Below are 24,384 nucleotides of genomic sequence, written 5' to 3'. Positions count from 1 at the left end.
GCGGGGATTTTTCATACGGGACATCCCTGTCCCGATGAAAAACGGCCCGCATCCATGCGGGCCGCCCTCCGGGTCTTCTACTGCCTTCGCGAGCGCTCGGCGACGCCAAGCCAGAGCCATAGAAAAGGGCATGGGTGCGGTGAGGCCATCCCCTGTAGGAGCGGCGTGAGCCGCGACCACGAGACGCGCTGAGGCAGAAATGCCTATGTCGCCGATCGCAGCGGCGTGCTGTCGCCGGGTAGGAGCGGCGTCCGACTGGGTTTCCTTCGGTCACAAGCCGCGACCGCGAATCTGCGGTTGCCGGCGCGGGTGGTCGAAGCTGCGTGGTCGCGGCTCGCGCCGCTCCTACCCAAGAGCAGACCGGAAGCCACCAATCGTTGCCGTTGCCGTTGCCGTTGCCGTTGCCGTTGCCGTTGCCGAGATTTTGATCTGCTTTGCCGCTTTGCGGGTCAAGTGGAGACCCGGAGGGCGGCGCACAGGACGTGCGCCGTTTTTCGATAGGACAAGGATGTCCTATCGAAAAATCCCGGCGACAGCATCGCACTCGTGGCCTGTGCCCTTGCAAGGAGAGCCCTTTTCTTTGGTTAGCTTTGACCGAAGGGAATCCAGACGGACTTTTGGGCTTAGCAAGAGAAAGTAACCCGGCCGCGTCAGCGGACGGAAGCTTTAGACCTTGATGTTGCTTCACCGCTCTGCGGCAAGACAAACCGCCACGGCAAGCAGCAGGGTCGCGGCTCACGCCGCTCCTACACAGGTTGCGGCGAGATGCGGCGCGAAATTGAAACGGCGCGGTCGCGACTCGCGTCGCTCCTACCCTTGGCTACAGGGAGTCGCGACGCGAATGTCAGGCAACGCGGTCGCAGCTTGTGACCGAAGGAAATCCAGTCGGACGCCGCTCCTGCCAACGGCCGATCACCGCCTCGGACGGCGACCGTCATCGATGCGTCATCGTCGCATCACCTCTTCATCAGCGGCTTGTTCTAACGCCGATTTCTGCGGCGCTGCAAGTCATGACGACATACTGATTGTTTATATGACAGATAACACTTGCATCGATTACCGCACAATTTCAGCGCACCCACTAACCTAACCAATACCGCTGTTTTCAAGTGATTTTCCGGCAATCGGCGAACCCCTAAGATTCGGCGCATTCACCCCGATGTCGCATTTCACAGCGAATGTCATCTTCGCCCGGCCGCCAAAATCTCCGCGTCGACATTCTCTATCCGTAGAAAATACAGATGTGCCGGTGATGGGCTCTCATTACTTTATCGATCGAAGCCCGACTGCGAGTTTCACTCGCGGCAAACGGACACAGGGTCTTCGAGATGCACGGCATGGCTCCCTGGCGAGTTTGCCGTGACCCCACCGACTGGCGTAGTCCACGCCAGATTAAAGACGAGAATCACATCATGGCCAAGAACGAACAGGTAATCCGCGCCGACGACACGGTGACCTTCATCAACGTTTTCGACGTCGAGCCCTCCAAGCAGCAGGAGCTGGTCAACCTTCTCAACGAAGGCGCCGACAAGGTGATCCGCCATCGCCCCGGCTTCATCTCGGTGAGCATCCTCGCCAGCAAGGACGGCAGCCGCGTCGTCAACTACGCCCAGTGGCGCAGCGCCGAAGACATCAAGGCCACCCGCGAAGACCCCGCCGCGCAGGACTACGGCAAGCGCAGCGCCGAACTCGCGCGCGCTACCCCGCACGTCTACTCGGTGGCTTCGGTCCATCGTTGATGTGCGCCGCCCATCGCGGCGGCCCGGCGCGCGACCCGCTGTCGTGAGCCCGGTACCGCCGCCGACGGGTTGAAGGTGATGAGGGGTCGGGACGCTCTCGCGGGCGGCCCGGCCCCTCTGCTCGGTAGGTCTGCAGTCCAGCACTCGCTCGCCCTCGCCGACACCGTTGCATGAGCCTCGGGCGTCCTCGATCGAGCGGCTGCTGGAACCGGCAGTCCGACTACACAAGGTCGAGGAGCTTCCGCCGTTATGACCACCGCTACGCAAACCGACATCGTGATCGCCGGCGCAGGGATCGGCGGCCTGACGACCGCGCTGGCCTTGCACGCGCAGGGCATCGAACGAGTCGTGGTGCTCGAGAGCGCCAACGAGATACGCCCGCTCGGCGTCGGCATCAATGTCCAGCCCGCCGCCATCGCCCAGTTGTTCGCGCTCGGCCTCGGCGAGGCGATCGCCGCGACCGGCATTGCCACCCGCGAGCTGCGTTATCTCGACCACGCCGGCACCACGCTGTGGACCGAACCGCGCGGCCTGGCCGCCGGCGATCCGCATCCGCAATACGCTATCCACAGAGGCGAGCTGCAGATGCTGCTGCTCGCGGCCGTGCGCGAACGGCTCGGCGCCGACACCGTCCGCACCGGCCTGCGTGTGCAGGACTTCGAACACACCCGCACCGGCATCCGCGTCCACGCCCAGGAACGCGGCAATGGCGGCTCGACGGTTTCCTTCGAGGCCACCGCCCTGGTCGGCGCCGACGGTCTGCACTCGGCCGTGCGCGCCCGTCTGCATCCCGACCGCTGCGAGTTGCTGCCCGCCAGGATCCAGATGTGGCGCGGCCTGACCGAAGTCGACGAATTTCTCGACGGCCGCAGCATGATCGTCGCCAACGACGACCGCTCCACCCGCCTGATCGCCTACCCCTGCTCGGCGCGCCATGCCCAGCACGGCCGTGCATTGATCAACTGGGTCTGCATGGTGCCCGACGTCGCCCAGGACCTCACCCGCGAGGCGAGCTGGGACTGCTCGGGCCAGCTCAAGGACGTATTGCCCTACTTCGCCGACTGGAAGTTCGGTTGGCTCGATGTGCCCGATCTGCTTTCGCGCAGCACCCAGATCCTCGAGTACCCGATGGTCGATCGCGACCCGCTGCCGCGCTGGGGCATCGGCCGGGCGACCCTGCTCGGCGACGCCGCCCATCTGATGTACCCGGTCGGCGCGAACGGCGCTTCGCAGGCCATCCTCGATGCGGTCAGCCTGGCCAACGAACTCGGCGACAACAGCGACACGGTCGAGGCGTTGCAGCGCTACGAAGCGGTCCGGCGCCCGCCGACCACCGCGATCGTCCAGGCCAATCGCGACCGCGATACCGCCGAACGCGCCATCGCCACCCGCCCCGACCCGGAAAAAACCGCCGCGCTTGCCGCGATTACGAGCTCTTACCGCAGCATCGTCGATCGCTCGCACGTGCGGTGAAAACGTGGTTTCCCGAAACTACTCCAACGCCAGGCCTTCCGAGTGATCGGGGACGCTGAGGAGCACCAAGGAGTCAATCCGTGATCGACAATGACAAGACCCACTTCGATGCGATCGTAATCGGCACCGGCTTCGCAGGCATTTACATGCTGCATAAGCTGCGCAACGAGCTAGGCCTCAAGGTCCGCGCCTTCGACAAGGCGAGCGGCGTCGGCGGCACCTGGTACTGGAACAAGTACCCGGGCGCGCGCGCCGACACCGAAAGCTTCGTCTACCGTTATTCCTTCGACAAGGAAACCTCGGAAGGCTGGGACTGGCGCAACCGCTATGTCGACCAGCCCGAAATGCTCGGCTACCTGCAGGCGGTGGTCGATCGCCATGGCCTGGCCAAGGACATCCAGTTGAAGACCGGCATCGACAGCGCCGTGTTCGACGAGATCCACCATATATGGACCCTGACCACCAGCACCGGCGAACTGTTCACGGCCCGTTACCTGGTCAACGCGGTCGGCGTGCTGTCCAAGATCGTGATCCCGCAGATCCCCGGGCGCGACAAGTTCCAGGGCCAGATCGTGCACACCGGCGCGTGGCCGGCGGATCTGTCGCTGGAAGGCAAGCGCGTCGGCGTGATCGGCACCGGCTCGACCGGCGTGCAGTTCATCTGCGCCGCCTCCAAGCTCGCCCGGCACCTGACCGTGTTCCAGCGTTCGGCGCAGTTCTGCGTGCCCGCCGGCAGCCGCCAGGTCAGCGAGGCCTATGTCGCCGAGTACAAGAACAACTTCGAGCAGATCTGGGACGGCATCCGCAACTCGCGCATCGCCTGCGGCTTCGAGGAAAGCGGCGTCTCGGCCATGAGCGTGTCGGAAGAAGAACGCCAGAAGGTGTTCGAGCATCATTGGGAGATCGGCAACGGCTTCCGCTTCATGTTCGGCACCTTCTCCGACATCGCCGTCGACCCGGCCGCCAACCAGGCCGCCTCGGACTTTATCCGCGCCAAGATCCGCCAGATCGTCAAGGACCCGGAGACCGCCCGCAAGCTGTGTCCGACCGACCTCTACGCCAAGCGCCCGGTCTGCACCAACGACTATTACGAGACCTACAACCTGCCGAACGTGAGCCTGGTCAGCCTGCCGGAGAACCCGATCAAGGAACTCACCGCGAACGGCGTGCTGACCGAGGACGGCGTCGAGCACAAACTGGACCTGCTGGTGTTCGCGACCGGCTTCGAGACGGTCGAAGGCAGCTACAACCAGATGGAAATCCGCGGCCGCGGCGGCGAAACCCTGCAGCACCACTGGAAGGACGCGCCGAGCAGCTACCTGGGCGTCGCCACCGCCGGCTTCCCGAACATGTTCATGGTGCTCGGCCCGAACAGCGCCTTCAGCAACCTGCCGCCTAGCATCGAAAGCCAGGTCGAGTGGATCGGCGAGCTGATCGGTTGGGCCGAAGGCGAGTCCACGCCGGTCATCGAGACCACCCGCGAGGCCGAGGAGGCCTGGACCGCGACCTGCAAGGAGATCGCCGCCTACACGTTGTTCCCGAAGGTCAAGTCGTGGATCTTCGGCGAGAACATCGACGGTCGGAGCAGCCGCGTGCTGTTCTACTTCGGCGGCCTCGCCGGCTATCGCGCCAAGCTGCGCGAAGTGGCCGACGCCGACTACGAGGGCTTCATCCTGCACAGCGATCCCTCGTCGATGGTCGCCTGACGCGGCTGCGAATGCCGCGCGGCATTCGCGTAGCCATCGTTCGATCCAAGGCCGGCCCCATCGTTCGCGATGGGGCCGGCTTCGTTATGAAGAGTTATTCTTTTCCGATTTACTTTTTACCAAGTTATTCCTCATGCGCTGATGCCGCACAAGCATCAGCTGCGGCGACCTGATGCGCCTCGTAGCGACTCGCGCATAGGCACGACAGCACGCGCGACACGCGGCCCCACACGCGCGACGCGGTCGCCCGCCTGCGCGCAGAACGGCTTGTCTCCGCCGATGCCACCGATGTCATGCGCGAACGAGCGCAATCGCGAACCCCAACGCGATGACGATGGCGAAGCCGATGAATATGCTGAATCGATTGGCGCCGTCGGCAACCGGCTTTCAAACTCCCCACAAAACTATCGATGCAGACGATGAAATTCGTTCGTCGAAACCGATCGAGTTCACGCTCTTCGACTTTGTGTCATTTGTCACTAGCCAAGCGAATCCGATTGCTGTCGAGATTTCTCGACGCGACGCAATTTCCCTTGTTTCAAGGGATATTTATCGTCTTCACACGATCGTTCATTCGATTCTGAAAGCGTCATTGCGATCACAGACCGGTAACGAAATAGATTGATACTCGGCTTGCGCTGCACGATTCCCAATGCTTATCACACAATAAATCCATGCATCACGTTTAAATAGGTCGGCACGATTCCGAAGCAGCCACACCCTCGGAAGATGCGCAATAGTCAGCCTGAAGTCCGGCTCAAGACGTGCAAGCCTGTCGCGCGATGTTCGATTGAACCAAGACTCGCGGACACGGTCGGATCCTTGCAGCGGCTCGCAAGGAACGGCCCTCGGCAGATTGCACGAACCAGCGGGAACTCAACCTGGATCACGCCGGTCCCGCATTGCGGGCAGGCCGCGCCCATCACTCGACCCATAAAAACCAGTGGGCGCGCGGATGGTGATCGGCAGGGAGCGTAGCGGCTGGCGGTACCGACGCGTCGACGGCAGGACGGACCACAGGACATACGCCGAAGTCGCCCAGCAGTGACCTGCCTCGGCCCCGCTGCGTTACGGCGGACCGAGGCTGCGAACGGCCCAATCCAGGCAACAAGGGTCTCCCTTGCTGCGTGGATCCCTGCGAACCGCGTTATCGAGGAAGTCCAACCTACTCGTTCCGGAAAGATTCGGAATTGCTGCCCTTCAACAAGGATGTCTCCCCATGGCAATCGCAATCAGTTCGGCGCTTTCTTCCATGATCGAGCAAATGCCCGGACCTTGCGCCTGCAAGGACCAGGATTCGAAATTCCTCTACGCCAACACCGAGTTCAAGGCGCTGGTCGGCCTGGAACCCGACGAGGACGTGGACGGGCTTTCGGATTTCGACCTGCCCTGCGAAGTCGCTTCGCACGGCAAAACCTTTCGCGAACAGGACAAGTACGTGATGGAGCGGCAGATCTCCATCACCACCTTGAACGTGCACCGCTTCAAGTGCGCGAAATGGAGGGCGTTCCTGATCGTCAAGAAGCCGTTCTTCGACCAGGAGACCAACATCCGCGGTGTGCTGTTCCACGGCACCGACATCACCGCGATCAACGCCGGCGCGCTCGGCTCCTATTTCGGCAACCTCGGGCCGCACCAGGCCTCGATCAGCAACCTGCCGCAATCGGGACAAGCCCATGCCGATTCGGACGCCGACATCGACATGACCCGCCGCGAGTACGAGGTGTTGTTCTTCCTGCTGCGCGGCGGCACCTCCAAGCGCATCGCCGAGCTGCTGTCGATCTCTTCGCGCACGGTCGAGCAATACATCGACGTGCTGAAGGACAAGTTCGAGGTGCTGACCAAGCCCGACCTGATCGAGAAGGCCATCTGCAAGGGCTATCTGTATGTCGTCCCGGACACTTTGTTCATGAAGTGCTCGTCGAAGATCATCTTCCAGGGCACCCCGCCGCTGTCGCTGATGCAGCCCTCGAACGCCCCGTCCTACCTGCCCACCAACTGAAATGCGCGGGTCGCCGGCGCCTCCGGGCGGCGGCGACCCGCCACGCTGCGGCCGGGTCAGTGCGGCTGCACGCCTGCCGGCACCGCGCCTACTTGGTCATGCCGGAGTTCTGCATCGGGCCGTGGCTCGACAGCGAGGCCACCGGGGTCGGCTTGCTCAAAGCTTCGCTGCTTTGTTCGATGGATTGCGCGATCGCCTGCTGGGTCGGCACTTCCGCCCAGCGCTGGAACGGCGAATGCGGCGAACCGGACACGGCGAACAACTTCGCGCCGTTGTCGCTGCGGGCGATGTAGTCGATACCCGGCAGCTGATTGTCGCGGGCGGCGCACATCAGGGCCCCGGCGGCATTGTGTTGCTGCTGCGACGACAGCCCCCCGCCCGATTTCGCGACCAGGTCCCCCAGCTTCGCCACCGTGTCGCGAAACACCGCGTTGTGCGGGCTCGCCGACTCGTTGATCAGAGGCACCTTCGCGACCGGCAGCGACGGCGTGGCGAACGCCGAGAACGGCGCGCTCGGCGAACCGAACGGCGAGGCGCCGAAGCCCGTGCTGCCAAAACCCGTGCGGCCGAAACCCTGGCTGGCCAGAGCGGGACTGCCCAATGCCGACGGCGATGGAGCCGGCATGCCGTGCACACTCGGGTTCGAGCCGCCCAAGCCCGAGGCTTGTGAGGGAGAGAACGCGGAACCGCCGCTGTTCTTGGCCGGCACGCTCGCCGCCGGCGAATCCGACTGGTCCATCGGCGAGGCGCTCGAACTCTGCGAACCGCCGCCGAAACCCTTGAGCGCGGCGCTGGCCTGCGGCATCGATACGCTCGCGCCGTCGCCCTTGCGGCGTATGCCCGGCTGATGCACCGGGCCTTCTTCGCGCGTGTCCATCGCCGAACTCGACGAGGCCTTCGGCGTGGTGTCGAAATGCGCGCGGATCAGCGAACTCACCCCACTGACGCCGGTGTTCTTGCCGACCATGAAACCGTCGAACTCGCCATGGATTTCCGGCACCTCCTCGTCGCGGTATTCGCCGGAGACGTTGAGTTCCCATTCGTGCGAGCTGTTGGCGCCGCGGCCGACCAGGCGCAGGTTCGAGGTGTCGTTGTAGGCGTCGAGCGCATCGGCCTTGCTCAGGCCGCCGGGGCCGGCGTGCTTCGCCATCTCCTTGGCCACAGTCTCGAACGGGATGCGGTGATCGATGTCGAGTGCGTCGCGCGTGACCAGTTGCTGGGTGGCGGCGCAGCGGAACAGCGGCACGTTCTGCTTGGAGCCGTCGACCGGGCTGGTCGCCACCACCGTGCCGACGTAGCTCTCCTTGAGCTGTTGCTCGAACCATTTGCCGCGCACGCCGGCATCGAAAGCCAGGCCTTTGCGTCCGTCCTCGGGCGACCAGGCCTGGCCCAGGGTGGCGCCGGTACGCCGGGCGATGTCGCGCTCGGGATCGAATTTCGGCGGCTCGGCGGAAGGGTCGAAGCCGCAGCGTTCTTTGGTCCAGGCTTTCCATTGGCTGGAGTCGGGGCCATGCAACAGTATCCGGTCGGCGCTGTCGCGCGCCCGGTTGTATACGGAGGGCAACAGGCGCAAGTTGCCGACGTCGTTGTAAGCGCGATGAGCGTCGGCGTAGTTATTGACGCCCAGGCCGGTCAGGTGCGCCTTCCACGGCTTGACGTGGTCGACGTCGAGAGCGTCGGCGGAATGCCAGGTCTTGGTGCCCGCGCTGTAGAACAGCAGCAGGTTTTCGCGCCCCAGCGAAACGTGCTCTCCGGGCATGTGCTTCTGCGCCCAGTCGTTGCGCATGTAGTGCACGGTCGAGTCGTAGAACGCCATGCCGTCGCGCGCGCTCGCGGCGGTCCAGCGCTTGTTCTGCAGGCCGTCTCCGTGCACCGGCGGTTTGTACTCGTCCCATTCGGCCAGGGTGACCTGGCGACCGCTGCTCAGACCGACCTTCACTTCGCCGCCCATCCCGCTTCTCCCCGCCAGCCGCGTTCGACTCGAAGCACCGCAGGGCCGGAACGGCGCTCCCCCTGCGGCATCCTCGGTCGGCACCCTGACCGAGTGGTCAAACGCATTCCCTGCACGGTGCAGGCCATGGCCGATGCCCGCGACACCGACACGCCGCCCCGGCACGAATGAATGCGCCCGTCCCACATTGATCGCACCGGCACCGACGGCCGGCACGCTGCCCCGCCCGCAATGGCCGCCCCGCAAGGCTTTCGCCGTTTCTTTGATCAGGCTAGGGAGTCAGCCCGGCGCCGTCGGCGCCGCTCCCTTCGAGAAGGGGGACTCGGAATGCCATCGCTGATACCGGTTGGACCGTACAAGCAATTCACCACCGCCGAAGGCACGGTGTTTCCTTACTACATCGTGCCGTTCGACAAGAACGGCACCTGCGAAGGGCCGCTGACGCGCCAGCATGTGCTCGACCATCTGGACGGGCACAGCGACATCTTTTTGTTCTCGCACGGTTGGAACAACGACTGGGAAGCCGCGAGCGAGCGCTATGCGAGCTTCGTCAACGGCTATATCGAGCAGCGCCGGCAACTCGGCCTGCCCGCGCCGGCCGGCTACCGGCCGCTGTTGATCGGCATCTTCTGGCCCAGCCAGGCCTTGACGTGGTTCGACAGCGAAACCGGTCCCGGCTTCGCCGGCGCCAGCGACGATGTCGAAAGCGGCCGCCAACAGATGGCCGACATCGCCGCGATGCTGGCGCCCGAACAGCGCGAACGCTTCCACGCGCTCAGCCAGACCCCGGCCTTGTCCGAAGCCGAATCGCGCGAACTCGCCGACCTGCTGGCCAGCGTGCTGTCGCCCGACGACGAAGGCCACGACGACGCCCCCGCCTCCGCCGACGACCTGCTCGCTGCGGCCGCCTCGCTGACCGAGGCGCCGCCGGATTTCGACGACGTCGGCGCCGTGGCGACGCCGGGCGCCGGCGGCCCGGCCGCCGCCGGCGGCATCGGCGATGCGCTGAAGAAACTCGACCCGCGCAACCTGATCAAGCCGTTCACGGTCTGGCAAATGAAAGACCGCTCCGGCAAGGTCGGCAGTCGCGGCGTATCGCAACTGCTGGCCGAGTTGCTGCGCCGTTCGCAGGCGCGTATCCATCTGCTCGGGCATTCCTTCGGTTGCAAGGTGGTGATGTCGGCCACCGCGTCGCTGCCGGACGGCCTGCGCAAAGTGCATTCGGCTCTGCTGTTGCAGCCGGCGATGTCGCAGTACGCCTTCGCCGCGCAAGTGCCGGAAACCGGCCGGACCGGCGGCTACCACCGCAACCTGCAGCGCATCGAACGGCCGGTGGTCGCGACCTTCAGCGGACGCGACATCGCCCTGAGCAAGACCTTCCATCTGGCCTTGCGCCGCGATCACGATATCGGCGAGCAACCGCTCGCCGCCGGCGACTCGCCGAGCAAGTACGCGGCCCTGGGCGGTTACGGCCCGCAGGACTCGGGGCAGACCCTGGTCGACATCAAGGACCCGGCGAGCGCCTACGATTTCGGCCCCGGCGGGCGCATCGTCGGCGTGCGGGGCACGCGCACCATCAGCGGCCACGGCGACATCAGCAACGCTTCGACCTGGTGGCTGGCGCACAGCATCGCCTCCAGCCGTTGAGCGCCGGCACCGCACCATGGCCGAACTGCTGAAGCGCGAGAACGACATCGTCACTCTGAAAATGGAGCTGACGAGGCCGCAACACGCACGCGCCACCCTGCAGTTCCAGGGCGGCGGCAGGCTACAGAGCCTGCCGCTGTGGGAGGGCGGCCTCGACGAATGGGGGCTGGCGCCGTCGATCGCCTCGGACCTGCGCACGCGGCCGGACGAGTCGCAGTTCCATATAGCGCCACGCCTGCTGCCGAGCCTGCACTCGGCCTGGCTGCAGCACGCAGCACCGCAACGCCCGCTGTGGATTCACCTGGCCAAACCCTACGGCGCGCTGCGCTACCTGCCGTGGGAACGCCTGCTGGTCGACGCCCTGCAGACGCCGGTGTTGATGCTGCCGGATTTCATTTTCCCGCCGCCGCGCGAAAGCGCGACCATGCTGGACATCGCCGTCTGCGCCAGTGCGCCGCTCAACTGCGAGCACGCCCATATCCGCGACGGCCTGGTCGATGCGATCCAGGCGATCGTGTCCGGCATCGACCGACCGGTGCGCCTGCACGTGTTCGCCGACGCCGAAATGGGCGAACCGGTGCGGCATCTGTCGCCGGGCTCGGCCGAGCTGATCCTGCACCCGCCCGCCGATGCCGAGCGCTACGTCGTCGAGGACCCGTCCTCGCGCCTGCTCGACAGCAGCGGCACCCTGCGCTCGCCCTGGCTGCTGTGGATGCGCCAGGCGCTCAAGCCCTACAGCACCGATGCGGTGCACTTCGTCTGTCACGGCCATCTGTCCGGTGCGTCCGGGGCGATGTTGCTGGCGCAGTCGCCGCTGGGCCGCACCGAGAATTATCTGGCCGGCCCGGTCGGCGCCTGCGAACTCACCAGCTTCCTGACCCAGGTCGGCGCCTGGGCGACGGCGTTCTCGGCCTCGCGCGACAACCACAACCCGGTCGGCCTGCGCGCACTGGCCGACGAAATAGCGCAATCGCTGCCGGGGCCGATGCTGTTGTTCAATGCGGCCTACGATGCGCCGACGGCATTGGCGCAGAGCTATCGCTTCATCCACGCGCAGTCGGCGCAACCGCCGCCGCGCTCGCGCGCCGTCTATCTGTATTGCCAGCCCTATCTGGTCTCGCCCACGCGCGGCGCCTCCGACGACGGCGAGTTGTCCGAGCAGGTACGCAGCCATATCGAGCTGTACTCGCGCAACGACAGCCAGCGCGACTCGGCCTTGAAGTCGCTGCCACTGTCGGCCGCCGCATCCGCGACGCGCAGCCCTTCCTTCGTCCAGGCCGCCAGCAAAAGCATCTCCGCGGTCACCGCCGCGACCGAGCGCCTGGCCGAACAAGTGCAAGTGCAATACCAGCAGGCGATGCGCGACGAAGTCCTTCCCGAAGCCATCGTCCAGCGCGACCTGGACACGGCCATGGACACGATCGATCTGCTGCGGCAGGCGGTAGGCGACATCGAGCGGCGCCGCATCCACGGCGAGATCGAGCAGCGCCTGGTCGAGATCGAACAGGATGCGCCGCCCACGGTCGAGGCCTTGGTCGAAGCGCCGATCGAAGGGCCGGTTGACGCCGGTATCGAAGACCGTTTCGCTATCGGCTTCGGTGTAACCGACTCCGCGGAGCAGGCACTGTTGCAGGCCCAGATCGAACGCATGGACCAGATCGTGGACTACCGACTGCAGGTCGAACAACTGCCCGGCGAAGCGACCGAATCGCCATTGGATCGACGCATCCGCAAGGCCCAGTTGGATATCGAGCAGCGCAAGCTGCAGTTGTCGGACTCCGACGAACTCGAGGACGCGCCATGAACGAGCGCACCATCCTCTCGGTCGATATCCTCGACGACGACCTGATCGCCAGCGTGGTACGCGCGCCGTTCCCGGTTCACGGCGGCCGCGCCCTGGGCCGGGTGAAACTGCGCGCCGATCAGTTGCCGGGGCTGGACACGCAGACCGCGGTGCTTGCGCGCGGGCGCATGGTGCGCGACGCCCTGCGTCAGCACCAGGGCATCTCCGGCGTGCTCGACAGCCTCAGCCAGACCTTGCCGACCCAGGTCCGGCCCCTGTTCGTCATGCTCAATCCGTCCGAGGCCGAGCTGATCAACTGGGAGATGCTGTGCGACAGCAACGAGCAGTTCGTGGCCCTCGACCCGCGCTGGCCGATCGCCCGCATCATCGACCCGATCAATGCACCGAGCCGCCTGCCCGGCGAACTGACCACGCCGGTGCGGCTGATGGCGGTGATCTCCGCGCTCGGCATCGCCGATCAGCGCAAGGAGTGGGAGCTGCTGCGCGATGCGGTGCTGGCGGCGCGCCAGGACGGCCTGCCGGTGCTGCTGAAGCTGTTGGTCGGCGACTCCGCCCTGCACGCGCGCATCCGCGATGAAATACAGCAGGACCCGGCCGGCCTGGCCGACATCGAAGTGGCGGCGATCGACGAGACCGCGGCGCGGCTGACCCAGCGCATCCGCCAGTGGTCGCCGAACATCCTGCATTTCTTCTGCCACGGCCACGCCGGCAGCGCCGGGCAATGGCTGGAACTGGCCACCGCCAACGATCACGTGCAATTCGCCGCGCACGACCCCGACACCCTCGCCGGCTCGATCAACCTGCCATCGCAGGACCTGGTGACTCTCGGCGCGTCGCTCGGCAATCCCTGGCTGATGGTGCTGAACTGCTGCTCCAGCGGACAAGGCGGCAACGGCCTGCAGTCGATGGCGAACCAGGTCGTGTCGGCCGGCTTTCCGGCGGTGGTCGCGATGATGGAACCGGTCGAGGCCAACGACGCCTACGAGTTCACCCGCGCCTTCTATCCCGAGGCCCTGGCCGCGCTGCTGCGCGCGCGCGAGGAACTCAAGCAACGCGCCAGCACCACCCTGGAATGGACGCCGATCATGTTCCACGCACGCAGCGCCATCTCCCAGCTCGGCAACCGCGACGCCCAGGCTTCGCCCGAGTGGTCCCTGCCGGTGCTGTACGTGCGCGGCGTCGAGGCCCAGGTATTCATTCGTCCGCTCGGCATCGAGCAGGCCAAGTCCGACGAGTTCCGCATCCGCGCCGAAACCACGGCCTGGTGGCTGCGCACCGCCGGCCAACAGTTCAGCGAAGCCGAACGCATCGAAGCGCTGGAACGCACCCTCGCCGAAAAAGGCGTGCCCCGGGCGCTGTGGCCCTCCGCCGACGGGAACTTCGACCATGTCGGCGGACAATGAGCTGGCATTGCTGCTGAGCAATGCCTGGTGCGGCGATGCCGTCGCCAGCGGCGCCTGCTCCGAACACGCCACGGCCTGGGCCTTGCGCGGCGCCATGTCGTCGCCGCGCCAACTCAGCGGTGCGGCGCCGGCGCTCGACCTGACGCAGTGGCAGGACCCGCGCGTCGGCTGGGGCGTGGTGCTGCCCGATCGCGACGGCCTCGGCGCTGCCGACAAGGCCGCCGCCACCGACGCACCGGCGGCGATCCGCAGGCTGATCGCCGCGCGCGGCAACGCACCGGTGTTCCGCTATCGCCCCGAGATCGCCAAGGACGGCCGACTGCAGCGTTATTACCCGCATCGCGGGCCGGCCAGCCTGCGCCTGTCCGGCACCCGCGGCACGGTCGGCGACGCCGCGGTGCCGCGCTATCTGTTGATCGTCGGCTCGCCCGAGCAGATTCCCTGGCGTTTCCAGTACCGCTTGCAGACCGATGCCTTCGTTGGCCGTCTCGACCTCGACGAGGCCGGCCTGGAGCGCTACGTCGATGCGCTGCTCGACGACTGGCCGGGGCAACAGCGCGATGTCGATGCGCCGTTGTTGTGGGCGGTGGATCACGGCCACCCCGACATCACCTTCCTGATGCGCAAGACCATCGCCGAGACCCTGTTCAAGGCCTTCGATGCCGACGGTTTCCACCCGCTGCTGCTGACCGGCGCGCAAGGACGCCTGGAGGATTTCTACGCCGGCCTGAAGCAACGCCAGCCGGCCTTCGTGCTGAGCTCCAGCCACGGCGCCACGTTTCCCTTGCACGACCTCATACAGCTCAAGGCGCAGTTGGGGGCAATGCTCGACGTCGACCACGCCTTGCTCGATATCGGCGCCTTGCTGCGGGCCTGGAACCCGGCCGGCGCGATCTGGTACGCGCATGCCTGCTGCTCGGCCGGCGCCGACCGCCCGTCGACCTTCCAGGGCCTGGTCGACGAACAATCCAGCCTCGGCCGCATGCTTGCCGCGGTGGCCGGGATCGGCCCGTGCACCGCGCCGTTACCGCGCGCCCTGCTCGGCAGCGAACGCCCGTTGGCGGCCTTCATCGGCCATGTCGAACCGACCTTCGACTGGACCTTGCGCGACCCCGACACCGGCCAGCGCATGACCGATGCGCTGATCGTCGACACCTTGTACACCGCCCTGCATTCGGCGCAGCGTCCGCCGGTCGGCCTGGCCATGGACGGCTATTACGACGCCGTCGCCGGCCTGCTGCTCGACCACATCGATGCCATCGAGGCCTTCAACAACCACGAACACGATGCCGAAACGCGGGCGCGCAAGGCCAAGTTGCTGGCGATGGATCGCCTCGCGATGGTGGTGCTGGGCGATCCGACGGTGCGCTTGCCGAGCTGAGGCGCGAGCGTTGCTGGCGAAAGGGCTTACTTGGCGCCGGCGGCGGCCGGCGCCTGGGCCGGATCGAGCTTGCGCAGATGCTCGACCGCGTTCGAGTTGGCCGGGTTGAGTTCCAGCGAGCGCCGATAGTGGCTGGTCGCATTGGCGACGTCGCCGAGCAGTTCGTAGCATTCGGCGAGGCTGTCGAAGGCATTCCAGCTTTGCGGCCAGCGCTCGGTGTTGTAGCGGAACATCCCGAGTGCCAACTGCGGCTTGTCTTCGCCCAGCAAGCGGTAGCCCCATTGGTTCGCGTGCTCTTCGGTCAGACGCAACTCGGGAAACGCTTTTCCGACCTCGGCAACGGTCCGGCCGACATCGCGGTACGCGCTGGCCTGCAGGGCGCTCTCGAGCTTCGCGAGCACCGGCGGACGGCCCCACACGGCTTCGGCCGCCTGGCTGGCCAGGTCCTGCAACTGACCCTGGGCTTCGCCCGGGCGGTTCGCGAGCAGGACGATGCCGTAGCCGCGCTGCGGATACAGCTCGATGTAGCTGGAAAAACCGTAAGTGCCGCCGGACGCGCGCAACCAGGTCTGGTCGTCGACAGTCTTGCTGACGGTCCAGTTGTAGCCGACCGCCAGATTGTCCGGATCGCCCCAGGCCGGCTTCTGGCTCAAGCGTACCGAGGCATCGCTGGCGGCCAGTTCGGCGACCAGGAACCGCGCCATGTCCGCGGCGCTGTAGCGCAATCCGCCTGCGGCCAGGACCGAGCGCGCATCCAGGGCCGGCATCGCGACGTGAGTCTTGCTGTAGCCGGTGGCGACGAGAGACGAACGCGTATCGCCGGTGCCGGCGCCCATGCCGAACGGCCGCTCGACATAACGCGTCAACAAGCTTTCGTAAGGCGCGTCGTAAACTTTTTCGAGGATGTCGCCGAGCAGGTTGGCGGCCAGATTGGAGTGCCGCGGCGAGGTGCCGGGGCGATCGAGCAGACGGGCCGAACCGAGTTCGGCGAACACCTGCGCATCGGTGACGCGTCTCAAGGCGTCGACCGCCAGGAACGGCGCCTTGTCCGGCCCGGCCTCTTCGATCTGCGGCGGAAGCACCGGCAGATTGTCCGGCAAGGCCGAGGTGGTATTGACCAGATGGATCAGGCGCACCGGCGCGCCTGCGAATTCCAGTTGCGGGTATTCGCCCGGCAGGTAACGCCGGATATCGTCCTGCGGATCGACCTTGCCCTCTCCGACCGCATTGGCCAGGATCAATGCGGTGAGAATCTTGCTGATCGACCCGATCTCGTAGATCGTGTCCTGGGTCGGGGCCCGCGGCGTATCGCGCGATACGCTGCCGAAGTTGTAGAAGCGGGCCTTGCCGTCGCGGACCACCGCGATGGAAAGCGCGTCGCTATTGCCGGCCTTGACGAAGTCGGCGCCCAAACGCTCGAAGATCGGGTCGTCTTTCGCGGCGGCTTCCGCGACGACGCCCGGCTTGGCGCGGTGTTCGGCCGCGATGGCCGGAGCCGACAGCGCATTCAAACCCGCTACGGCCAGAACTACGGCAAGACGTCTCATGGGCGCTCGGTCGAATGCGAAGGCCGCAGCCTATAGGCGCCCGCAGAGGCTTACAAGGGGAAGGCGTCGCGGCGATCGCGGCGATCGCGGCGGCGGCGAGCGTGGCGCAAGTCGCGATCGAGTCGCGATCGACATCGCCGTGCAGGGCGAGCGATGGCGCGAATCAATCCTTGGCAGCGGGCTTGGCGGCGCGGCGCGCATCGCCGAGCGTCGCATAGGGCTTGCCGTCGCTGGACGTCCACCCGCTCAGCGACAACGAATCCGGCAAGGCCTGGGTCGGCGTGTGCAGGCCGATGACCGCGGTGAAGCCCGAGCCGACCGGCGCCAACTCGGCCAGGCGCGCGGCGCGATCCTCGGCGGTGCTGAAAACGAAGGGCTGCTCGCAGCGCCCGGCCTTGGCGTCGGCATCGCTGCACTCGCCGGCCTGCGGCGCAGGCTCCTCGGGCGCTTCGCCGCCGACGGTGGCGGTCTTGGCCAGGTCGATGCGATAACGCCCCTCGCCCTGCGCTTTGACCTGGACCCGGTACTTTTCCACGCCGTAGGCCCAGCTGTTTTCGCCGACGGCGTCGACGTCGTGCCCGGGCAAGGGCAACTCGAAGTTTTCGCCGAGCAGCAGGCCGAGCCACATCACCGGGGTACTGGCGAGCAAGGCGCCGAGTTCGGCGGCGCTGCCGGTCTGCTGCGGCTTGAGGTTCGTCTTCGTGAAATATCGGCCGTTGCTCAGCACGATCGACTCGACGGTATTCTCGCCGAGTTGCACCGTGGCCTGGCTTTCGTTACCGCGATAGCGCTGCCAACGGCCGCGATAAGGCCGGTCCGGCGGCGCGTGCGAGCTCATCTCGACCGAGGCGATGCAGCGGCTCAACTGCAACAACTTCCGGCACTCGGCCTGCGCCGTCGCTGGCGTGGCCTCGCTCGCCACGACGGCCTCGGCGGCGTCGCCGCGCAACGGCGCCAGTGCAAGCAGCCCTGCCAGGACGGTGATACGAATCGGGTTCATGCGGTCGGTCCTTGATCTGTGCAGGCTCCGTTCCGATCCGGCGCCTGCGTGCGGACGCTGCCAGAGCGAACCGGCGAAAGGAGCAGTGTAACTCTGCGCAGTCGATCGACCGCGAGCTTAGGTCCCGGGCATATGAAGCATGGGCAGCGTACGAACCGCTCCGTACGGGCGGCCGCATCGGCGCTTCGGTTCGGCGGTTCGGTCTTGCCTCAGCGTTGCCGCGTCGCCGGAATATCGACGCGTTGGCTGCGCCGCACGCCGACCTCGATCGATTGCAGGCCGCGGTCGTCGCGCACCGCCCACGGCAGCGGCAGGTTGTCGGGAATCACCGCGATCGTGTGCTTGCCGATCGAAACGCGCGGGAACGAGAACTGGCCGTTGCTGTCGGTGCGCACCGCATAGCGGCCGTCGAGCACCACGGTGACGTTCGGCGCGGCCTGTTCGGACGCGGCGCGCACACCGTCGTCGTTGTCGTCGAGGAACAGCGAACCGTCGATGCTGCCGACCGCCGAGCCGGGTGCCCCGCCGATCACCGGCAGCGCGCGGCCGGCCTGGCGCTCGTAACGCAGGGTCAGGAAGGCCGAGCGTTCGCGCGGCAGCGACAGGAACGGCGAGTCGACGATCAGCGGATCGAGCGCGAACGGCGAGCGCTGCGAGCCCTGGCTCTGGTACAGCGCGGCGGTCAGCGACCAGCGCGGTGCGATGCGCCAGTTGATGCCGAGGTTCATGTCGACGCCGCGCATCGCCGCCGGGCCTTCGCCGTGGGTCCAGCGCGCGGTGCCGTCGACGGACACGCGGTCGCCGAGCTCCACGCCGCCGTACATCGAAAAGGTCGTGGTGCGGGTCGTGGTGCGGACCGCAACCCCGGACGAGGTTTCGTTGCGCTCGCCCCATTCGCCGTACCCGAGCGAGACCGACAAACGCCGGCCTTCGCGCAAAGGCAAGGCCTGGTCGATGCTCGCCTGCCAGCTGCGCCCGACCCCGCCTCCGCCGCCGGCGTGATCGAACTGGAGGCGAGTCTGGCCCCAATCGTTGCGCCGGTCGGCGAACAACTGCGCCGCGTAGGTGTCGTCGTCGGCGTGGCGCAGGCTCAGGCTGGCGCCGTAACCGAACACGCTGCTGGCCTGGTAACGCGCGAACGCAGTCGCGTACTGGCCGTCGAAGCCGGCGCCGCTGATCGAACGGATATCGTCGACGCCGGTGTTCCAGCTCCAGCGGCCGTATTGATAGGCCAGCCGGTAATAGCCGCCGCGTACGTCCTGGTTGATCGGCGACGCCCCCCAGGTCAGACCCGGGTCGAGCGAGAACAGGCCGTAATGGTGCCGATAACGGCCGCGCCGCGAGCTCGCGTCGATCCAGGCGCCGGTGGCGTTGCCGCGGCCGTCGTGACTGCCGAGCAGATTCAATTGCACCGCGTCGCGATCGGACCGCCATGCGCTCGCCCAATGCGCGGCCTGGCTGGGCCGGTCGATCAGGCCCGGTTCGCCGACGTCGTCGGGCACGATGCGTCCGTCGGTGCTCAGCGCCGAGACCGCGTGGGTCCAGCCGGGCGCGCCCTGCCATTGCGCGCCGAACGCGCCGACGTGGCCGTCGGCAACATCGAAACCCACTACGCGAGTGCCGTTGTAGAGCCCGGCACGCCCGACCGCGCCGTACACGCTCAGGCCGCTGGCGTCGCGGGTCCATTGCGTGCTCAGGCCGGCCATCGCCACGCTCGGCAGGAAGAACCGGTATTGGTTGCGCTGCAACTGCGAGGACGGCGTGTTGATCACGCCCAGGCCGTTGTCGAGGCGCCAACCGCCGTCGACGAACAGATTGCGCTGCCATAAGGTCGCCGCCCCGCCCCAACCGCTGTCGTCGGCGAAGCGGTCGCGGTCGCTGTGGAAGACGGTGGCGTCGAGCGACAGGCTGCCCCAGTTCGCGGTTTCCCAGAATCCGCCGGCGGCCAGGCCTTGCTCGCCGAAGTGCTCGTCGCCGCGCTCGGTGTAGGCGGCGTTGAGCTCGAGCCGGAACGAACGCGGCAGGCCGTCGCCGTCGACGGTCTCGTCTTCGTCGGGCGGCAGCGGCGCCAACGCTTGCGCGGCGATGATGCGGTCGCGGTAGACCAGCGGCGACGCGTCGGCCGCCGACGCCGCAGGCGCGGCCGAGGCAAGCGTACAGGCGACGCAGATCGCCAGTCTGCGCCGGGCGAGCCGTCGGGCGGGCCTCATTTGTCGATGCGTACGTCGAGTTCGAGGCGCTGGCGGCCCCATTCCAGTGCGCCCTTCAGGCTCAGCGGATAAACGATCGGCGGCGCCGGCGTGGCCGGGTCGTCGCCTTCCGGCACCAAGGCGATCGAACGCGTTTCGCCGGGAAGAATCGGCAAGCTGGACGGTGCGAGGGCGAACTTGCGGCCGCTCGCGTCGACGCCATCGACCAGCCCTTCCAGACGGGTGTGGGCCTTACCGGTGTTGCGAATGTCGAGCACCGGCAGCCGCCGGCCGTCGACCTCGCGCACTTGGCTGGCGACGTGCTGCAACTGCGCGGCGACCTCGCCGATACCCAGGTAGACGATGATGCCGATGCGCCCGGACACGGGCACGGTGAGCTGATCGCCGACCATCTCCGGCGCGCCTTCGAGCAGGATCGCAAAACGGCATTCGCTGGGCGCCGCTTGTTCCGGCACCACCACCTCGAAGCGATAACGGCGCTTGCCGTTCGGCGCGATCTCGATCTGCGCCGCTTCCAGGCCGACCCAAGGCCGGCAACTGTCGGCCGCCAAGGCGTCGTCGAATACCGCCGCGCCCTGCGCATCGAGATGCCAGTCGGCGGTCTTCAGAGTGTAGTGGCCGACCGCATTGGAGATGTTGGAAATCTCGACCACGTTGCGATAGGTAGTGCCGGGCTTGGCCGTGTCTTCGAAGCGCGGCGGCGAGACCAGGGCGGAGAAGCCCTGAGCGAAGCTCGGACCGGCGATCGACGACAGCGCGAGCGCGAGCGCCGCGAACGTCGAGGCACGGCGCAGGACAGCGGTACGCATCAGAGGTCTTCCACGTCGATTTCGAAGGAGAAATTGAGTTGTTCGGTACGCACCAGCTTCTGTCCGTCGGCCTGGATGGTCAGGCGGATGGTGTCGTCGAGCAGGCCGGCCGGCATGATGCCGCTGTAGACCAGGGTGCGTTCACCGGCGCGCAGCGTGCCCGGCAGCAAGCGGCCCTGGGTGGTCCAGGTGGCGGTGATCGGGCCGGTCGCCTGTGGCGGCAAGGTCATATAGACGCGGCCGCTGCGGCCTTGCCAAGGCGCGAGGTTCAAACGCACCCACACGGTCAGCGCGCCCGACACCGTCGGCCGTTCGCCGCTGCGCGGCGCGACCGAGTCCCATTGCATGCGCAAGGTATTGGCGGTGACTTGGCTGGCGCTGTCGTCGACGCGATGGGTGCCTGCCTGGGACGGCAACATAGCGGCGAACAGGGCGCCGGCGGCGATCGCGCGCTTCATGGCGCGCTCAAGGTGTAGACCACCTGGCCGGTGTAGGTACCGGAGGCGACGACGGCGTCGTTGGCATAGCGGAAGGTGTGGCAGCTTTCGCGCCAGGTGTTGACCGGAAAACTCGCCAAGGTCTGGGGGCCGCCGGTGAAAGTGCCGGCGAGGATCGGCTGAGCGGCGGTGTCGTTGTTGCCGCTGCTGGTCCAGCTGATCTGCGAAAACGGAATGGTGCTGCCGGCGCCGTTGCTGAGGCCCGCCGCCGGTGCGGTCGCGGTCAGGGTCGCGGTGCCGGTGCTGCCGGGCAGACGGTAGAAACCGCCGACGTAGATCTGCGCCGGCACGTTGCAGAAGGCGAAGCCGTCGTAGGAACTGTTGGCCTGGGTGGCGTCGGTGGTCATGACCTGGTCGGTGCCGTTGCCGAGCACCGCCGCGGGCACCGCCACCGAGACTTTGTTGATCGCCCCGCCGCGGCCGGGCGTGCCGCCGCTGGAATAGTTGCCGGTGAACACGCCGTTGCCGACCCGCAGGTAGACCATGCGTGCCCCCGGGGAGATCGTGACGACGAAGGCCTGGGCGGTATCGAACCAGCCCAACGCAAGCAGGAGCAGCACCCAGCACGCCGGGCGTAAGGGCAAAGCCATGTCGGGCCTCTGAAGTCGGAGCCGTTGCCGCGGGTGCGGGGCGAGTCGGGACCGTTCCCGCGGCTGTGCGGGAACGGAGAATGTCGCAAGGGACGTCCGGCTTGCGGCTTACGGCATCGATGCGGTGTAGGTCACGCGGCTGTTGTTGGCGTTGACGCCACCGTAGACGCCCGGAGCGGCGACATTAGCGTTGAGGTAGGTATAGGTCCAACGCGCATCGCGGTTGACCAGCTTGCCCGCGTTCGGCGGCACGGTGGTGGTGGTCGTGGCACCGTCGACCAGGGCCGGATGCGGCAATGCGGTGGCCGAAGCGAGCGTGGCCACGGCGGTGTTGATCTGGCCGAACGAGATGCTGTCGCCGGCGGCGCCGTTGCTCAGAGCGCCGAGCGTCGTCGAGCTCAACGAAATCGTGCCGTTGTTGCCGACCAGCTTGGCGGTGACTGCGCCAGCACCCAGGTCGCCCGACGCAGGCGTGGCCGTCACGACCGAGCTGTCGCCGACGTTAGCCGCAGGAACGCTGAACGCGATCTGGTTGATGGTGGTGTTGGTGGTGTAGTCCGCACCGCTGCCGACGCGCAGGAACAGGATCTTCGGGATCGTGATCTGGAAGTCCAGCCGGGCGCTGGCGGTGATCGGGGTACCGGTGCCGGTGGTGTACTGCGACTCGGCTTGGGCGAGCATGGGTACGGCGGCAAGCAGCGAAAGGGCCAAAAGGGACTTCGTGAGCGTTCGCATTATTGGGTTCCAGGGAGGTCGAAGGCGTGCCGGGGCTCCGGGCGCAGGCCATAAAAACGCACAAAGTATGCCAAGGAGTGACATTCGGCATATTGCTTGTTAAGTATACGTAAACTTCGCGCGACCGATGTCACACTGCTGACGTTCTTCGTCACACCTCGCCCTGCCCGGTCAATCCCGGTCACACTCTGTACAGGTCGCCGCTTCCACAAAGTTCGATACCGTACGTGGCCGGTTCGAACGCGCGCTGCCAGGCCCGGTTGAGGTGCCCGCAGCCCGCGTCCGGCTCGCCCGCGCTCCTGTCGATTCGATTGCGTACGGCCCCGCGCCCGGCCCGTCCTGCAGGGACATTCGGGCCGCCCTGCGACGCAGGTTGCCGGTTTCGCGGTTGCACTCGCATTCGCGCCGCCCGCCCTAGGGTCAGCCCGACTGCTGCAGGCCGATCCGGCTTACTAGACTCGTACCGCGACCTCCCGCGCGCTGGAGCAGTGCCATGTATCCCTCCGATATTTCCGGCCCCTCCCGTCAATGCCTGCCGCCGACCGAACCGGTCACCCCGGCGCCGCTTACTCCCGTTCAGCAGCAGGAACTCGCCCAGCGATACGCCCCGATCCTCTACTTCCATCCACAGGAAGAAAATTTCCTGCAGGACCCGAACACCTATATCGAGCAATCGACGCTACGCCAGGAGCGCGACTTCTGGGGCGACAAGGAACTGCATGGGCTAGGCGAAGTGCCGGCGCAGGAACTGGCCGGCATCGGGCCCGACAACAAGGACGCCGACAGCCAGTTGTTCCTCGACCACCAGAACGAAGAACTCGGCGACGGCATCCGCGACGGCGACCTTGCCAACAGCAAAAACCTTTACCAATACGACCCCGAAAGCAACACCATCACCTACCACCTGTTTTATTCCTACAACGACGGCCCGCCCGGCCTCGGCGACGTGCAGAACCACGAAGGCGACTGGGAAAAGATCACCGTGCAGCTCGACGGCCAATACCAGCCGACCGCGGTGCGCTACAGCGCCCATGGCGGCTTGAACGCCGAGCGCTCGTGGGCGGACACGCCGAAAGAGGACGGTCGCCCGGTGTCCTACGTCGGCCAGGGCTCGCATGCGAATTTCCCCGAGACCGGTTCTTGGGAAACCAAGGCGCCCGGCATCGACGACTCGGCCAAGAGCGGCGGCGTGCGTTTCGACCTGGCTGGCCAGCCGGCGGTCGATGTGACCACGCAGGCATGGTATGGCGGCCACGTGCTGTGGGGCGAACGCGGCAGCGGCCAAGAACTGGGCATCGGCGAGACCACCGGCCCGACCGGACCGTCGGCCGACAAGGGACCGATCGTGGCCGGCGACGCCGATCCCTCGCTGCAGCCCAACGACGAAAAACCGGGCTTCCCGTTTTATGGGCCTTACCCACCGTTCGTGTTTCCGCCGTGATGTGGCTGGGGTAAAGGTGGCATCGATCGCGATAGCGTTCGATCTTGGGCTTGCTTGAGCGATACGCCGTGAAGCCTCGACCCTACGGTCGCGACTCACGTCGCTCCTACAGGGGTGGATTCGCTGCGCTGCGTACTCATNGCCGTGCAGAGCCTTCAGTTGTAGGAGCGACGTGAGTCGCGACCGCGGGACGCGCAGAGACAACAATGCCGCCGTCGCTCATCGAAACGGCGTGCCATCGCCAGGGCAAGAGCGGCGTCCTACTGGATGTCCTTCGGTCACTAGCCGCGACGACGCCGCAACGGTTTTGCCGCGCACCTATCAAGCGAGATCAAGATCAAACGCCAAAAGCTTCCGCCACTAAAGCGGCGGGTTACTTTCTTTTGCTAAGCCCAAAAGAAAGGTAACCAAAGAAAAGGGCTCTCCTTGCAAGGGCACAGGCCACGAGT

18 protein-coding genes are annotated in these 24,384 nt (G+C 66.5%); 10 read left to right on the top strand and 8 right to left on the bottom strand.

Annotated elements, in window-relative coordinates; translation table 11 throughout:
• The first annotated feature begins 1,412 nt into the window (after nt 1-1,412).
• The 5 genes from ACTJJK_RS04110 to ACTJJK_RS04090 all read left to right on the top strand — a co-directional run bounded on the left by ACTJJK_RS04110 (nt 1,413) and on the right by ACTJJK_RS04090 (nt 6,920).
• Nucleotides 1,413-1,739 (top strand): antibiotic biosynthesis monooxygenase family protein, encoded by a 327-nt coding sequence (locus tag ACTJJK_RS04110; protein WP_051885243.1) that lies wholly within the window; start codon nt 1,413-1,415, stop codon nt 1,737-1,739.
• A gap of 249 nt (nt 1,740-1,988) precedes the next feature.
• Entirely contained in the window at nt 1,989-3,212 is a 1,224-nt protein-coding gene (locus tag ACTJJK_RS04105; RefSeq protein WP_440729542.1) for a flavin-dependent oxidoreductase, read from the top strand.
• Between the two features lie 80 nt (nt 3,213-3,292).
• Nucleotides 3,293-4,918: a flavin-containing monooxygenase gene (locus tag ACTJJK_RS04100; RefSeq protein ID WP_440729541.1), complete on the top strand. Its 1,626-nt coding sequence runs from the start codon at nt 3,293-3,295 to the stop codon at nt 4,916-4,918.
• Nucleotides 4,919-5,264: 346 nt separating this feature from the next.
• The gene (locus ACTJJK_RS04095) at nt 5,265-5,543 is read left to right on the top strand and encodes a hypothetical protein (protein WP_440729540.1); all 279 of its coding nucleotides are present in this window, start codon (nt 5,265-5,267) and stop codon (nt 5,541-5,543) included.
• Between the two features lie 594 nt (nt 5,544-6,137).
• Complete coding sequence (locus ACTJJK_RS04090) at nt 6,138-6,920, top strand: PAS domain-containing protein (RefSeq protein ID WP_081931143.1); 783 nt, start codon at nt 6,138-6,140, stop codon at nt 6,918-6,920.
• Between the two features lie 88 nt (nt 6,921-7,008).
• Here the strand turns inward: ACTJJK_RS04090 and ACTJJK_RS04085 are convergent, their stop codons facing one another.
• On the bottom strand, nt 7,009-8,871 hold the full coding sequence (locus ACTJJK_RS04085) for an XVIPCD domain-containing protein (protein ID WP_440729539.1): 1,863 nt from the start codon (nt 8,869-8,871) through the stop codon (nt 7,009-7,011).
• 327 nt (nt 8,872-9,198) lie between these two features.
• On the opposite strand from ACTJJK_RS04085, the gene ACTJJK_RS04080 reads away from it, so the two are divergent.
• Genes ACTJJK_RS04080 through ACTJJK_RS04065 form a run of 4 tightly spaced genes read left to right on the top strand, consistent with a single transcriptional unit; the run spans nt 9,199 to nt 15,106 of the window.
• A complete protein-coding gene (locus tag ACTJJK_RS04080; protein ID WP_440729538.1) occupies nt 9,199-10,518 on the top strand; it encodes an alpha/beta hydrolase in 1,320 nt (439 codons plus the stop codon).
• 16 nt (nt 10,519-10,534) lie between these two features.
• A complete protein-coding gene (locus ACTJJK_RS04075) occupies nt 10,535-12,322 on the top strand; it encodes a hypothetical protein (protein WP_440729537.1) in 1,788 nt (595 codons plus the stop codon).
• Entirely contained in the window at nt 12,319-13,725 is a 1,407-nt protein-coding gene (locus tag ACTJJK_RS04070) for a CHAT domain-containing protein (RefSeq protein WP_440729536.1), read from the top strand. Before ACTJJK_RS04075 ends, ACTJJK_RS04070 begins: the two co-directional genes overlap by 4 nt.
• Entirely contained in the window at nt 13,709-15,106 is a 1,398-nt protein-coding gene (locus tag ACTJJK_RS04065) for a hypothetical protein (protein WP_440729535.1), read from the top strand. The genes ACTJJK_RS04070 and ACTJJK_RS04065 overlap by 17 nt, the downstream gene beginning before the upstream one ends.
• A gap of 26 nt (nt 15,107-15,132) precedes the next feature.
• Here the strand turns inward: ACTJJK_RS04065 and ACTJJK_RS04060 are convergent, their stop codons facing one another.
• From ACTJJK_RS04060 to ACTJJK_RS04030, 7 genes are all read right to left on the bottom strand, one after another.
• Nucleotides 15,133-16,653 carry a serine hydrolase gene (locus ACTJJK_RS04060; protein WP_440729534.1) on the bottom strand — a complete coding sequence of 507 codons (1,521 nt, stop codon included), beginning with the start codon at nt 16,651-16,653 and terminating at the stop codon, nt 15,133-15,135.
• Nucleotides 16,654-16,816: 163 nt separating this feature from the next.
• On the bottom strand, nt 16,817-17,653 hold the full coding sequence (locus ACTJJK_RS04055) for a hypothetical protein (RefSeq protein ID WP_440729533.1): 837 nt from the start codon (nt 17,651-17,653) through the stop codon (nt 16,817-16,819).
• A 209-nt stretch (nt 17,654-17,862) separates the two neighbouring features.
• Nucleotides 17,863-19,863 (bottom strand): hypothetical protein, encoded by a 2,001-nt coding sequence (locus tag ACTJJK_RS04050; RefSeq protein ID WP_440729532.1) that lies wholly within the window; start codon nt 19,861-19,863, stop codon nt 17,863-17,865.
• Complete coding sequence (locus ACTJJK_RS04045; protein ID WP_223620559.1) at nt 19,860-20,672, bottom strand: hypothetical protein; 813 nt, start codon at nt 20,670-20,672, stop codon at nt 19,860-19,862. Before ACTJJK_RS04045 ends, ACTJJK_RS04050 begins: the two co-directional genes overlap by 4 nt.
• On the bottom strand, nt 20,672-21,130 hold the full coding sequence (locus ACTJJK_RS04040; protein ID WP_031373234.1) for a hypothetical protein: 459 nt from the start codon (nt 21,128-21,130) through the stop codon (nt 20,672-20,674). Before ACTJJK_RS04040 ends, ACTJJK_RS04045 begins: the two co-directional genes overlap by 1 nt.
• Complete coding sequence (locus tag ACTJJK_RS04035; protein ID WP_223620558.1) at nt 21,127-21,759, bottom strand: hypothetical protein; 633 nt, start codon at nt 21,757-21,759, stop codon at nt 21,127-21,129. Before ACTJJK_RS04035 ends, ACTJJK_RS04040 begins: the two co-directional genes overlap by 4 nt.
• Before the next feature lie 108 nt (nt 21,760-21,867).
• The gene (locus ACTJJK_RS04030) at nt 21,868-22,470 is read right to left on the bottom strand and encodes a hypothetical protein (protein ID WP_440729531.1); all 603 of its coding nucleotides are present in this window, start codon (nt 22,468-22,470) and stop codon (nt 21,868-21,870) included.
• A gap of 517 nt (nt 22,471-22,987) precedes the next feature.
• On the opposite strand from ACTJJK_RS04030, the gene ACTJJK_RS04025 reads away from it, so the two are divergent.
• On the top strand, nt 22,988-23,935 hold the full coding sequence (locus ACTJJK_RS04025) for a Vps62-related protein (RefSeq protein WP_031373237.1): 948 nt from the start codon (nt 22,988-22,990) through the stop codon (nt 23,933-23,935).
• Nucleotides 23,936-24,384: the final 449 nt, after the last annotated feature.

It is taken from the genome of Lysobacter sp. 22409 (assembly GCF_052045105.1).
In the GTDB taxonomy this organism is placed as follows: domain Bacteria; phylum Pseudomonadota; class Gammaproteobacteria; order Xanthomonadales; family Xanthomonadaceae; genus Lysobacter; species Lysobacter antibioticus_B.
The sequence above is the reverse complement of the archived record's forward strand: the minus strand, read 5'-3'. Positions and strand labels throughout refer to the sequence as shown.